This is a genomic window from Nostoc commune NIES-4072 (genome assembly GCF_003113895.1).
Lineage (GTDB): Bacteria > Cyanobacteriota > Cyanobacteriia > Cyanobacteriales > Nostocaceae > Nostoc > Nostoc commune.
In genome coordinates this window covers 1,276,716-1,291,593 of sequence record NZ_BDUD01000001.1, presented here as the reverse complement: position 1 = coordinate 1,291,593, position 14,878 = coordinate 1,276,716, and the positions used below count along the sequence as shown (strand labels likewise).

Annotated in this window: 6 protein-coding genes; 2 read left to right on the top strand and 4 right to left on the bottom strand. The window is 39.8% G+C overall.

Annotated features, from left to right (window positions below):
• Nucleotides 1-124 precede the first annotated feature (124 nt).
• The 3 genes from CDC33_RS05735 to CDC33_RS05725 form a co-directional block, all read right to left on the bottom strand.
• Nucleotides 125-1,072: a glycosyltransferase family 2 protein gene (locus tag CDC33_RS05735; protein WP_109007670.1), complete on the bottom strand. Its 948-nt coding sequence runs from the start codon at nt 1,070-1,072 to the stop codon at nt 125-127.
• Between the two features lie 105 nt (nt 1,073-1,177).
• Nucleotides 1,178-2,581, bottom strand: coding sequence for an oligosaccharide flippase family protein (locus tag CDC33_RS05730; protein WP_244919151.1), 1,404 nt, complete (start codon nt 2,579-2,581; stop codon nt 1,178-1,180).
• A gap of 313 nt (nt 2,582-2,894) precedes the next feature.
• The gene (locus tag CDC33_RS05725) at nt 2,895-4,337 is read right to left on the bottom strand and encodes a sugar transferase (protein ID WP_109007668.1); all 1,443 of its coding nucleotides are present in this window, start codon (nt 4,335-4,337) and stop codon (nt 2,895-2,897) included.
• Nucleotides 4,338-5,636: 1,299 nt separating this feature from the next.
• Here CDC33_RS05725 and CDC33_RS05720 point away from each other — a divergent pair.
• Nucleotides 5,637-11,576, top strand: coding sequence for a non-ribosomal peptide synthetase (locus CDC33_RS05720; protein WP_109007667.1), 5,940 nt, complete (start codon nt 5,637-5,639; stop codon nt 11,574-11,576).
• Between the two features lie 388 nt (nt 11,577-11,964).
• A complete protein-coding gene (locus tag CDC33_RS05715) occupies nt 11,965-13,146 on the top strand; it encodes an aldo/keto reductase (RefSeq protein ID WP_109007666.1) in 1,182 nt (393 codons plus the stop codon).
• A gap of 220 nt (nt 13,147-13,366) precedes the next feature.
• Here CDC33_RS05715 and CDC33_RS05710 read toward each other — a convergent pair whose 3' ends face one another.
• Entirely contained in the window at nt 13,367-14,695 is a 1,329-nt protein-coding gene (locus tag CDC33_RS05710; protein ID WP_109007665.1) for a hemolysin family protein, read from the bottom strand.
• Nucleotides 14,696-14,878 lie beyond the last annotated feature (183 nt).

Here is a 14,878-nt window from a genome sequence, read left to right as displayed (position 1 = left end):
CGTTTTGTATCTCTTACTATGGCTATGCACAGAACTCTCTTTTTTAGAGGTCTTTAAATTCACGCTTTAAGGTTTTTTGTAATTTTTATCTTCTGCCTTCTGCTTTACTTTTGTGAACAGCCTCTTATTTTTGGAATTTCTTGGTCAAAATAGAGCTAACTTGTTGCCTCAACTGCTGAGGGAACAGCCACATAATTAAGTACAAGCCTATATCAATTGGGCGGGGCTTACCGCAGCGTATAGCTTCCCACAACAAAGGAAAAAAGGCTTTCCAATCACCAACTGAGGACGCAGAAGGAGTGATCATTGTTGCAATGAAGCCTGAATAAGCCTTTGGTGTTACCAAATTGCGAGTGGAACGAATCCAATCCAAGGAATATTGCCAGTCGTTAATGTTGCTTAAGCGCTTGATTCCCATTTCTGAATGCCAAATTGCCATAGGCTCAGGCACAAACTCTACTCCTACACCTTCGATAGCAGTAACTCGAAGCAACCACTCCCAATCTTCATGTCTGTAAAATTTTTCTTCCAGAGGCATTTTTTGCATTAATTCCTTTTTCACGAAAATAGTTGAGGTTTGTATGCAGCCTTCTTCTTTAAAAAAAGAGTTACGTGCAAAAAGATATTCACTTAGAGGTTCAGATACCTTAGGTAGCCTTATCGGACGAATAAACTCACCTTTTGGAGTCTGTGAAATGAAACGACTGGCAACAACTGGAAAATCATAATGGGAATTATTTGCTACTTCAAGTTGACGCTCCAATTTTTGTGGAAGCCATTCATCATCATCATCTAAAAATGCTATCCAAGTGCCTTTAGCTTCCCTTACACCAGTATTTCTAGCGCCTGATGGTCCAACATTTTTTGATAGTTCTATGACTCTCAATCTTGGATCGGCTATTTGAGATAGTACATTGACTGTTTCCTGATCAGGGCCGTCTATTATTACAATCACTTCAATTGATTGAAACGTTTGAGCTAATGCCGTTTTGACACCTCTGGCAACAATTTGTGGTCTATTGCGTGTAGGAATCACAACGCTAACTATTGTTTCGTTACTTTCATTTACCATTGCTAATTTTTTGGTTGTTGATTTTTGCTGGGAGATATTTAATACTCAATTGCTTTGCTTATCTTAAATTCGACAATTTTACTGTTTTATAAGCAGGGTGAGCCATTAAAACTTCGTCCTTATATTTAAAAATTTTTCCTTTAGTATATTAATTCCGCCTAAAGCATGAATACTCAGAAAAATAACGAATAAAGTATAGAAAGAAATTGCACTAATCAGAGTGGATAAAAAGTCTAAATTGATTTTTTTTAAAATTAAGAATACAACTAGCATCAAAGTGCTTATCATCACAGGACGACGAATAACTCGCCATAAATTTAATGGAAATAGGAGAGTATAAGTGAAGTAAAGATACTGGCTAAAGGCAAGAATAGTCATTAGCAGTACCATTATACCTGCACCTACTAACTGATATCGTGAAACTAATACTACACCTCCTAAACCTCCTAATGTAGTTGTAATAACTAGTTCACGCAGGTTCACTCTCTCAAAATGGTTGGCTACAAGTAGAGAGCAAAGTGTGCGCGTGAAAGGCAACAAAAGCAGTGACATAGCGCTTATACTAAGAGCTAAACTTCCTTGAGCAAAGCTAGAATCATAAATAAAAACCAGTAAATCTTTCCCAAAAAATAACAATCCAAGGAATAAGGGTAATCCCATCGTTAGTAATATTTCAATAAAGCTTTCAGTGATTTTCTGCTGCTTTTGCCGTCCTTGATCTACTACTTTTGACAGCCTCGGAAACATTGCTACAGTTATACTATTGGCAATAATTAAAAATGGTTGTAGTAATTGTAAAATTGCACCGAAAAGACCTACTAAAAATTCATTTCCTAACAATGAAAGAATCAAAATTTCAATTCTACTACTGATTACAGCTATTGCTTCAATAGCAAAAAATGTCCGTGAGATTTTGATTGTATTCCATACAAAATCTTTATCAATCTGCCATTGTATTTTGACTAATTGCGTGATTATAATCCATTCAATTATGAGAATTAATGTTTCAGAACAAAATAGTATCCCTCCCAGACTTTCAATTCCATACTTCAGGTGCATCGCCCAAATCATTATTATTAGACGTAGTACATATACTGGGACTGTAGCAATGGCAATCAAATGCATCTTTTCTTTAGCTTGAAAAATTGCCTCTGTTACGTTGGAAAGTGCAAAGGGAATTATTGTTAAGCCCATTATGTAGCAAAGATTTGAGGTTTTGGAACTATAGGGAAGTAAAAATACTACAACCACCAATGCCCCATAACTGAGCAAACTAAATATTAACTGCAAGCAGGTACCACTCATCAAATAAACTGATGTTTTTTGTGGTTCACGGGCTAGTTCTCTTGTAAATAATATCTTTAGTCCCTGTGAAGCAATGCCTACAAAAATAAAGTAGTAGCTATAGGCTAGTAGATACTGGCCTATAGCTTCAGCTCCTAGATTACGAGCAATAGCAGCGGTTAATACAAAAGCTGTTATGCTTTGCGCTAGCCGATTGACTATCATTGAGAGGGAATTACTTATGAATTTGTACTTTTCTACCATTCTTAAATTATTAATTCACCTTAATTCGCTCATTTTGAATTGCCAATACCTACTATATATCTCATAACCTGATTTTTTTGGATAGATCGTTTAGAAGCTTGAGTTGTAAATGCAAAACCTTTTATCGTCTTTAAGTAGGCAGTCACTCAGCAAACTAGACAATCTGAATTTAATACGTCAGAAACAGAAGCTCCACCGAAAACTGCAATAATTGTATCTATCAATATGTAAATACTATAATTATTGCTGTCCGCTATAATTTTGTTTTCTAATCCTAGTAAGCACCTTCTTTTTTCAAAACTACCATAACTGTTTTGAGGAGTATTTCAAAATCTAACCGAAGCGACCAATTTTCGATGTAGTTAAGATCAAGATTTATCACTTGTTCAAAGTCTAAAATGTCTGAGCGACCTGAGACTTGCCAAAGACCTGTAATACCAGGTAAAACTTCATGGCGAATAAAATGATGTTCAGAAAACTTATCTACATCTCTAATAGGTAAAGGGCGAGGACCTACTATACTCATTTCTCCAAGGATAACGTTAAAAAGTTGGGGTAATTCGTCTAAACTATAACGTCGAAGGAATTTTCCAACACGGGTAATGCGAGGATCATCTTTAATTTTAAAGATAATCCCATCTTTCGTTTCATTTAATGCTTCTAATTCTTTTTGGAATTTTTCTGCATCAGACCTCATAGTTCTGAATTTCCATACTTTAAACTGTTGCCCATGTAAACCTATACGGGTTTGTTTGTAAAATACTGTGCCAGGAGAGTCCAGTTTGATAGCTATAGCTATAGCTATATAAATAGGGAATGATAAAATTACAAATAAAGTCGCAAAGCAAAAATCACAAGTACGCTTTATCCAAAAATCTTTTCCTGTAATTATTGGACAATCCAAACTTAGACAGGGCATTCCCCCTATTTTATTAAATTCTATGTTTTTATAAATTGGTTTTAATTCCATCGGCAAAATATGTACTTGGATGCCAGATGCTTGAAATAACCAGCATAAAAACATTCTATTTTTGAGAGCATCCCAAGATATAAAAACTTCTGTTACACCTAATTCATTAAGTTGATTCAATGTTTTTTGACGTTGATATCTATCTAATGAATTAGCTTTAGCAGTCCCAGATACAATATAATGCTTTTCTTTTTTTATAAAGCTAGCTATCAGTTCATGATCTTGAGAATCACAAATAATGAAGACAGAAGAACGAACTATTTTTTTCTGTTTCCGCAGATATTCAAGCGTAATATTTATAGCATATCTACCAGTACAAACAAACAATATACTTAGCAACCAAGATAACAATATTAATCTTGGGCGTGTAATATCAATGACTGGCTGATATAAAAGACAAACTAGGAGAATTAATCCATGAGCAAAAGTTAAGGATTTTATAATATTGAAATAGTCATAGCGTTTTTGACCTTCTCGATAAATACCCTCGATAGCTAATGAGCCTATTTGAATAGCAATAGTTATTAGAATCGGCAAATAATGACTCTGTATATACGAAGTCAAATGCCCATAAGAAGATTGATATCCAGCTATAACCCAAGCCAAGGATAAGAGAGTATAGTCTACTAAAAACAATGTTGTTAGTCTCAACCACCACGAACCCTTGCGTACCCTAGCAAATGAAGATGCACGTAAATCTAAAGGTACTTCATTGAATTTACTTGTTGTAATGCTTTGATTACTCATAGTTATAAAGACTTGGTGTAGTTAAAATTTGATGGAAGCTTATATTAATACTGCAAGGAATCTCATATTTTTATTTCAAAGAAACCTGGACTTTACAGCCTACTAATTAACCATTTTCTTTGCACTAAATTTTCTTTGCACTAATTTTAAATTTAAATTCTTGATCAAAAGTATCTTCCAGGATCGGTTGAGCGCAGTTACTACCCAGATACTTAGCTTTTATTGCAGGCTATAATCCAGTGTAGCCTGGAAATTTTGAGCTTTAGATGCCAAAACAAAGATTTTTTGGTGAATGTTAACTTAATAGCAGAATAAAATTCCTGACGTAAATAATAAAGTAGGTCAGGTAATCGAGTAGCTGAGATAAAAGTATTAGGAAGGATTTTTAAGGTGCGTAAGAGGTGAACTGAGTTACTACAGTTCCATTGCAGATTTTCACTTCTATTAGGCAACTATATGCCTTCGGAAATTACTGTAGCATGTTTAGCTAGACTAATTCAGCTTTGCTTAGAAGTTGTCTGTTTGTTTACGCATGATTACTGATTAACAAAACTTACACACATAAGATATAACAAAATGCATCAAAAATTTGATTATCGTTACAAAACTTTACATAAGTTTTCATTCTGGTTGAGTCTGAGTAAGTTTCATGGGCATCTCTCGAGAATTGGTCATAAAGTAATATCAACAGTGGTTAATATCTGTTGAGTCTTGTTATATCTGCATTATAGACATTTTTACTTACTCACAGAGAATCAATTCTTTGGCTTTACAGTATTTTTACATTTGAATAAACACAATGAAGATTGGGTAATAATTGTTTTTTCTTTCAGCAAATTTTCGTAGGAAAAGATAAAGTCTTTTCAGTCCTTGTATTTAAACCATCTTGAAACTTATACAAAAAGGCATTTGTAAAGTAAACAAAAATAATATTGAAATTAAATGCTTGTTTTTAACTGTAATTCCATAATGTAATCAGACATTTTTTTTAAAATTTAAATGCGTTTAAAATTTTAGTTAGGGATAAAATACTTGGTAAATTTTCGGCAATCATTATGTTTAATAAAAATTGATTAACTAGAATTTTAAGTATCAATTATGTTTGAAGATGTATATAATTAGCCTGGATACTGCAAACCAGAAGTATTTCGCGCACCGGACTGACCTTAAGCTTGGCTAGGCTTCTATCCTGAGAGCATTTATTAATGTGCAATTTGGCAGAAAATTTTGTGTAAAAACATTTACAATAAATAATAAATTAAAATAATCGCATTTGTTGATGGAGTTGATATATAAAAAATGCAGAGAAATAGCCAGACTCCAGAGTATAAACAAAATATTCCGTTAAATACCTTAACTCACATTATTGGCACTCAAGTTTTAGAGGCATGTAATAACACTCAAGTAGTTAATCACGATCTGTGCATCCATCAGATGTTTGAGATGCAAGTAGAGCGATCGCCTCAAGCAATTGCTGTAGCATTTGAAGATATACAACTTACTTATCAACAGTTAAATAAGCGGGCGAATCAACTAGCGCATTACCTACGTACTTTGGGAGTTGGGTCTGAAGTGCTTGTGGGAATTTGCATTGAGCGCTCCTTGGAGATGATCGTAGGAATACTGGGTATTCTCAAAGCTGGAGGCGCTTATGTGCCTTTAGATCCGGCATATCCCCCAGAGCGTTTAGCCTTCATCTTGTCAGATACCCAGGCATCAGTGTTGTTAACGCAAGAAAAATTGGTTAAGAACCTACCACCGCATCAGGCGCAAGTGGTTTGTCTAGACTCAAACTGGCAAGGTAACATCCAAAACAGTCAAGAAAATCCTGTAAATCAAACAACGCTTGATAACCTGATCTATGTAATCTACACATCTGGTTCTACAGGACAACCTAAAGGGGTAATGATACCTCATCGTGGTATATGCAATCAACTATATTGGCGGCAAACAAACTTTAAATTAACTCCAGCAGATAAAGTTTTACTGACTATCTCTTTTAGCTTCGACCCCTCAGTGTGGCAGATATTCTGGCCATTGTGCTTTGGGGGGCAATTGATCCTGGCTCGTCCTGGTGGACAGCAAGATACTGCTTACCTAGTGAAGGTGATTATTGAGCAGCAAATCACTGTCTTGGCCTTAGTACCTTCTATACTACGTGTTTTACTAGAAGAGAAGGGAATTGAGAATTGTCGATTTCTTAAGCATATTACCTGCGGTGGTGAAGCTTTACCTAGCGAACTCATAGAGCGCTTTTTTGCCCAACTGAATTTGGATAATGTTTTCCATAATTGCTATGGCCCGACAGAAGCTTCCATTGATGCCACTTTCTGGACTTGTCAGCGCGGCAATAATTATACCATTGCTCCTATTGGTCGCCCCATTGCTAATGCAGAGATTTTCATCCTTAATGAAAATTTGCAGCCTGTGCCTGTTGGTGAATCAGGTGAACTGCACATTGGCGGGATTGGTTTAGCGCGAGGCTATCTAAACCGTCCAGAATTAACCACAGAGAAGTTCATTTTCAACCCTTTTAGCTCTGAAGTTGGGGCACGTCTTTACAAAACTGGGGATTTGGCACGTTTTCTACCAGACGGTAATATCGAGTTCCTTGGTCGTATTGACTACCAAGTGAAAATTCGTGGCTTCCGAATTGAATTGGGAGAAATTGAAGCGATATTAGGTCAACATCCGGCACTGACACAGACTTTAGTCATAGCTAGAGAGGATATTCCTGGTGACAAGCAACTCGTAGCGTATATTGTTGCCAACCCAGAGCAAATTCCTAGTCAGATTGAATTACGTCGCTTTTTGCAAGGTCGGTTGCCTGAATATATGGTGCCTGGATGCTTTGTATTTTTGGACAACCTGCCATTAAACCCCAACGGCAAAATAGACCGCCGCGCTTTACCTGCACCGCATATATCTGACCTTGTGTCAACTAACTTTGTCCCACCACAGAATGCTACAGAAGAAGTCTTAGCTAGCATCTGGGTAAAAGTTTTGCGTTTGGAACAAGTAGGCATTCACGACAATTTTTTTGAATTGGGAGGCCATTCACTGCTGGCGACGCAAGTCATGTCTAGGGTTCGCCAAGCCTTTCAGATAGAAATGCCGTTGCAAATCCTATTTGAGAATCCAACGATCGCTAGTTTAGCTCAAGCAATAGCTCAAACCCAGACTCAAGAAAATGATCCTCAAAACCAGACTATTCCTCTAATAGCCAACCGCGAGTCAATTCCTTTATCCTTTGCCCAGCAGCGAGTGTGGTTTTTGGAGCAGTTGGAACCTAACAGCCCAGCTTATATCATCTCCAATGCACTGCGCTTAACGGGCGAGTTCAGGGCGAGTATATTGCAACAGGCACTAAATGCGATCGTCATTCATCATGAATCACTGCGAACAAACTTTATTACATCACCGGATGGTAGCCCCATACAAGTTATTGGCAAGCCTCGGCCAGTTGAACTCAAAGTAATCAAAGTAACACAGGAGCAAATACAATCTCTACTAAATCAAGAGGCGAAACGCCCCTTTAACTTAGAATCTGACTTAATGTTGCGAGCTTGCTTGCTCCAGATAGACGAACAGGAGCAAATACTTTTGCTAGTGATGCACCACATCGCTTCCGATGGCTGGTCAATGGGTATTCTCTGGCAGCAGTTAGCATCCCTTTATGAAGCCTTATTGAGCGGTAAGCCTTCTCCTTTGGCAAAATTACCTATTCAGTATGCCGATTTTGCTGTGTGGCAGCATCAATGGCTATCTGGTGAAGTCCTTTCCAGTCAAATCAACTACTGGAAAACCCAGTTAGCAGGTGCTAATACTGTACTGGAATTGCCTACCGACCGGCCAAGACCACCAGTGCAAACTTACCAGGGGGCGGCTCAATCCCTCGTGCTACCGCAGACTCTGAGTTCATCGCTCATTGAACTCTCGCGTCAAGAAGGTGTTACCCTATTCATGACCTTGCTGGCGGCCTTTGGGACAATCCTGCATCGCTACAGTGGGCAAGAAGATATTCTCATCGGTTCTCCCATTGCTGGACGTAACCGTTCTGAAATTGAAGGGTTAATCGGATTTTTTATTAATACCGTCGTTTTACGGACTGATTTTTCCGGTAATCCTAGTTTTCGTTCAGTGCTAAGTCGAGTTCGCCAGATGGCATTAGGTGCTTATGCCCATCAAGATATGCCTTTCGAGAAATTGGTAGAAGAACTGCAACCAGAGCGAGATACCAGCCGTAACCCACTGTTTCAAGTGTGGTTTAATATGCTCAACTTAAAGGATATCCAACTGGAACTACCTGGGGTGGCTATAGAACCAGTTTCGATGTTAGAAACAGCTTCTAAGTTCGACTTAACTTTGTATGTGACAGAAAAAAATCAGGGAATCCAACTTGATTTAGTCTACAACACTGATCTGTTTGCTTCAGAGCGGATGATGGAAATGCTGAATCAATTCCATCATTTGTTGGAGCAAATTGTTGCTGCAACGGATAGCCAGATTAGTTTGTATTCTCTTGTGACACCAAAAGCCAGAACTTTGCTACCAGAACCAAGGGTGGTTTTGCCAGAACCTCGATACGAATTGGTAACAACAATGTTTACCTCTTGGGTAAATCGCACCCCAGAACATTCGGCACTCCGTCAAGGATCTCGCACTTGGAATTATGGGGAATTGGGCAAAAGCGCTCAAGCTTTAGCACGGGTAATTTTGTCTCACGGAGTCCAACGGGGAGATGTTGTAGCCGTGTTCGGGACACGAAGCTTTGGACTGATTGCGAGTATGAACGCTGTACTTTTGAGTGGTGGTGTTCTACTGACTCTCGATCCGAAACTTCCTAGCGATCGCCACCTGCTCATGTTAAAGGAAGCTAAAGCTAAATATATCTTATATATAGAGAGTCAGCGTTCAGAAGATAAAGAAATATACAATTTTTTAACAATCATCAGTGTAAACCCAGACACAGGAGAAGCGATAAACTCACCACAAGACAGCAGTAAAGAACTAAACTTACCTGAAATCACTGGCGATGATCCAGCTTATATTTTCTTTACTTCTGGCACTACTGGTATACCCAAGGGAGTACTGGGATGTCACAAAGGGCTGGCGCATTTTCTGAACTGGCAGAGGCAAACATTTGAAATTGGTCAGCAAGACCGGGTTGCCCAATTAACAGGTCTTTCCTTTGATGTAGTTCTCAGAGATATCTTCTTACCTTTGACTAGTGGTGCAACCCTGTGTTTGCCAGAGGAAGGGGATAACTTAGAACCAACTAAAATTTTGAATTACTTGGAACATGAGCAAATTTCTGTGCTGCACACAGTTCCATCGCTGGCGCAATCATGGTTAGCCAATGTGCCGTCAGGAGTCTATCTACGTAACTTACGCTGGTTATTCTTGGCTGGAGAACCTCTCAAAGAAACACTGGTATATCGGTGGCGCGATGCTTTTCCAGAATCAGGTGAAATTGTCAATCTCTATGGGCCGACAGAGACAACTTTGGCGAAGTGTTATTACAAAATACCTGTGGAGTGTACACCAGGGATACAGCCAGTAGGATTGCCGCTTCCTGAAACCCAAGCACTAGTTTTAACACCAAATAACCAACTGTGTGGCATTGGGGAACCAGGCGAGATAGTTATAAGAACGCCATTCCGTACTTTGGGTTACATAAATGCTCAAGATGAAAACCGTTCTCGGTTTGTCAAAAATCTCTTTCGGAATGACGAACAAGATTGGATTTATTATACAGGCGATCGCGGTTGCTATCGTCCAGATGGCTCTCTAGCAATTCTCGGTCGCCGAGATCATCAAGTTAAGATCCGTGGGATACGCATTGAGTTAGGGGAAATTGAGACGGTATTAGCCCAGCACCCGCATGTACTCCAAACCGTAGTAATTGCCCGTGAAGATGTTCCTGGCGATCAACGTTTAGTAGCTTACATTATCCCGAATCAAGACTGGGCATCTACAATTAGTGACATACGGAGCTTCCTTTTGACAAAGCTTCCACAGTACATGCTACCTTCCGCTTTCGTCTTGCTTTCCACCATGCCTCTAACTCCCAACGGTAAGGTAAACCGCCGCGCCTTACCAGCACCCGACTTATCAAGGCAAGAGTCGGAAGCCACCTTTGTTGCTCCCCGCAATGAAGTAGAACGCCAGCTAACAGAAATTTGGGAACAGACTTTAGGTGTCCAGCCCATTGGTGTTAAGGATAACTTCTTTGAGCTAGGAGGACACTCGATATTAGCAGTAAAACTGTTTTGGCAAATTGAGAAGACATTTCATAAAAATCTGCCTCTTGCCATTCTCTTCCAGTCAGGAACTGTAGAGGCTTTAGCCCAAATAATCTGCCAAGATGATTTAGCCGCAAACAAAACTTTAGTCAATACCTTAGACGAGTCAAGAACTACTTGGTCATCCTTGGTAGAAATTCAACCCAATGGTTCCAAGCCGCCTTTTTTCTGTATTCACGGACTGGGTGGAGAAGTTTTGTGTTTCCGTGAATTGGCACAGCATCTAGGGCCAGAACAACCATTCTACGGACTACAACCACAAGGGTTAGATGGAAAACATGCTTTCCATACACGGGTTGAAGATATGGCAACTCACTACATTCAAGAAATCCAGACCCTTCAGCCCAATGGCCCTTATTTTCTGGGAGGTTATTCTTTTGGAGGTGTGGTTGCTTTCGAGATGGCTCGGCAACTGCGAGAACAAGGCGAACAAGTTGGTATTCTAGTTATGCTTGATAGTTGTCGTCCAGGTTATAGCTGGCGGGCGTCATTTCTCAAGCGAGTTTTCTTGCATTTAAATAATATCGTTCAACAAGGGCCAGCCTACCTTTGGCAAAGAGTTGTCAGATGGAGTTATTGGCGTAAGTCTCTGCTCCAAAATACATACGACCGTTACTTAGAAGTGGCACTAGATATACCTGTAAGTGACAAGCACTTAAAGATTATAGATGCTAACACTCAAGCTGTTAGTGAATATACTTTCCCGGTTTACCCTGGCCGAGTTATCCTCTTGCGAACAGAGGATCAAAATCGGGACGAAGCTATAGGCACACAATACGATCCTCAATTCGGCTGGGGCGAAGTAGTTGCTGGAGGATTAGATATCCATTATGTTCCCGGATCTCACCTTGGCCTACTTAATGAGCCGCATGTACAGCTGTTAGCCGAAACATTAAGAAATTGCTTAATCCAAGCGCAGTCTCCAAAGAATTAACCTGACAACCCGCTACCTTAGCAAAAGAAGTCAATCAATTTTTGATTTTTGATTTTGGATTGAAAAAAAACTAAAAGGATACGAGGTTTAAGGATTTTGGATTTTTTCTACCTTCACTCAGCACTGCTGGGTGGTTTTGTCATATCTTAGCCTAAAAACTAATTGGGAAAATAATAGAGAAATGTTTGCTAGTGCTAACTAGGATGAGATAATTATTTTGTGGAACGGGAATACTGGTCGCAGTCCAATAACCAAAAGACCTGATCAATTTAATATGCGATGAATCCTGCTAGTGTCACAGATTGAACAGAGGTAGTTATTGTGGCACTGTAGCCTTGAATGGCTGTTGTTTTAGATTTTAAGTTGGTAAGCAATCCACAATTTACTGATGCTATATAGACGATTTGGACGCACAGAATTACAGATGCCAGTGTTTTCCTGCGGTGGCATGAGATATCAGTTCAAATGGGAAGATGTTCCCAATAATGAAATTCCTGCTGATAACCAGGCGAATCTGGAAGCGACTATTAGAAGGGCACTCGATGTTGGAATTAATCATATTGAAACTGCCCGTGGCTATGGAACTTCCGAAATGCAATTAGGGAGAATATTGCCCAAGTTTCCCCGCGAAAAGTTGATTGTTCAGACCAAAGTCGGCCCAAAGGCAGATGCGAAAGAATTCCGCGAGACATTTGAGCAATCATTGCAAAATCTCCAGCTAGATTATGTTGACCTTTTAGGGCTGCATGGTATCAATCATGCTGAGTCATTTGATGACAGCATCCGTCCAGGTGGCTGTTTGGAAGTAGCGCAGCAATTGCAAGCAGAGGGAAAAGTTAGATTTATTGGCTTTTCTACACACGGATCAACAGATATAATTGTGCAAACAATTAATACCAATCTATTTGATTATGTGAATCTGCACTGGTACTACATTAATCAATGGAATTGGGCAGCAATTGAAGCAGCTAAACGCCACGATATGGGGGTATTTATTATTAGCCCATCTGATAAAGGAGGTTTATTATATAAACCACCGCAAAAATTAGTAAATCTTTGCGCCCCTTTAAGTCCAATGGTGTTTAATGATTTATTTTGTCTGAGTCATCAAGAGGTACATACTCTGAGTTTGGGAGCAGCAAAACCAGAAGATTTTGATGAACACCTGAAGACTTTAGAATTAGTAGATCGGGCATCAGAAATTTTGCCGCCAATTTTAGCAAGGTTGGAAGAAGAAGCGATCGCTACTTTGGGAGAAGATTGGGTAAAATCCTGGGAAACAAATCTACCAACCTTTGACCAAACCCCTGGGGAGGTAAATATTCGGGTGATTTTGTGGCTGCGAAACTTAGCGATCGCCTACGATCTGCTAGAGTATGCCAAAATGCGTTACAACCTGCTTGGTAATGGCAGCCATTGGTTTCCTGGCAACAAAGCTGATCGCCTAGACGAATTAGACTTGCGGCAATGTCTCACTGGTAATCCCCACGCCGATAAAATCCCCCAATTTTTGGCACAAGCCCATCAAATGTTAGCAGGTGAGGCCGTTCAACGTCTATCGAAGACTTGATAAATTGCATAAATAAAGGATTGGGTATGGTGCATAGTAAATAGTAAACAATAATTATCAATGCCCAATTCCCAATCTCCAATGCCCAATAAGCTTTTTGACTTTTGAACGTTAGTTGCTAAAGAGCGGGAACGCTAAGAGCGTAGCAAGATCCCCGTAGGGGTAAAAGTCGGCAGAGCAGCCCAACGCGCTGGCTCCTTTTGACTTCCGCCATGCGGTGCTATTCAGATTTTGCCGTATCCGGTGGTTTACTCCCCTTTGGTATAACTAGCACCTTATCAACGCGATTACCATCCATATCCATCACTTCAATTCGCATACTTTGCCATTCAAAATGATCTGTTGCGGCAGGAATACGACCTAAATGGGTAATCACAAAACCACCTAATGTTTGATAACTGCCGCTTTCTTCAGATTGCCACTCTTCCATACCGAAAAGTTCCAAAAACTCCTCTACAGGCAACATCCCATCCAAAAGCCAGGAACCATCTTCGCGTTGTATGGCTTGTGGTTGATCTTGCCCATCTGTTGAAGGAACATCACCCACGATTTCGCTCATGATGTCGTTGAGAGTGACTAATCCTTGAATCACGCCATATTCATCGACTACTAGCGCCATGTGAGTAATCGTTTGCTTGAATAATTCCAGAACTTTCAAACCACGAGTGCTTTCTGGCACAAATACGGGCTGCCGCAATCCTACTGTCAAATCTAGCGGTTCTCCTCGAAAACTCCTAGCTAATAAGTCGGTAACTGGCATAACACCCAGCACATTGTCAAGTCCCCCCTGACAAACTGGATACCGAGAATAGGCACTATCAACCATTTTTTGGCGATTTTCTTCGGCAGTATTATCCAAATCTAGCCAGACGATATCTGGACGGGGTGTCATTAAGTAGCTAACAGGGCGATCGCCTAAACGAAAAACTCGCTCTACCATATCCTGTTCGGCTTCCTCAAAGGTTCCCGCCTCAGTGCCTTGCTCGATTAGGATTTTAATTTCTTCTTCGGTGACTTGCGGCTCGGTAGAAGCTGTGATTCCCAATACTTTCAAGATCAAATCTGTAGAAGCGCTTAAGAGAAAGACTACAGGAGAAGCGATCGCTGCCAAGGCTTGCATAGGAATCGCTACAATCGATGCAATCCTTTCTGGGTTGTTTAATGCCAAACGCTTCGGTACCAATTCGCCAACAATCAGTGACAAATAGGTAATGATCAAAACCACTATTCCAAAAGATAGCGGTTCACTATAAGGTGCTAACAAAGGCACAAGTTTTACATAGATTGCCAGTCGGTTGGCAATTGTTGCCCCTCCAAAAGCACCAGTCAGGATACCAATCAAGGAAATACCTACTTGGACGGTTGACAAAAAATGATTTGGAGACTCAGCTAGTTTCAATGCTGCCTTTGCCTTGGCATCTCCTTGATTGGCAAGTTGTTGTAGCCTAACTTTCCGTGCCGAGACAATCGCCATCTCAGACATAGAAAACACGCCGTTGGCAATAATTAGCACCAAAATGATTAAAATTTCAAAATTTATGGAGGACATGTTTAAAATTGCCGCTTATCAGAGCGAACGTAGCTCAGTACCTAGTATCTAGTATTAAAGGTGCTTCTATAAATGCAAATGCTTTTACTGTACACAAAGTAATAGTTATAGTTCTTAAGTTTATTCGTCGCCGTGCATTATTCTTCCACCAAAAGAATAAGAAGGCTGTTAACACTTTTAAAA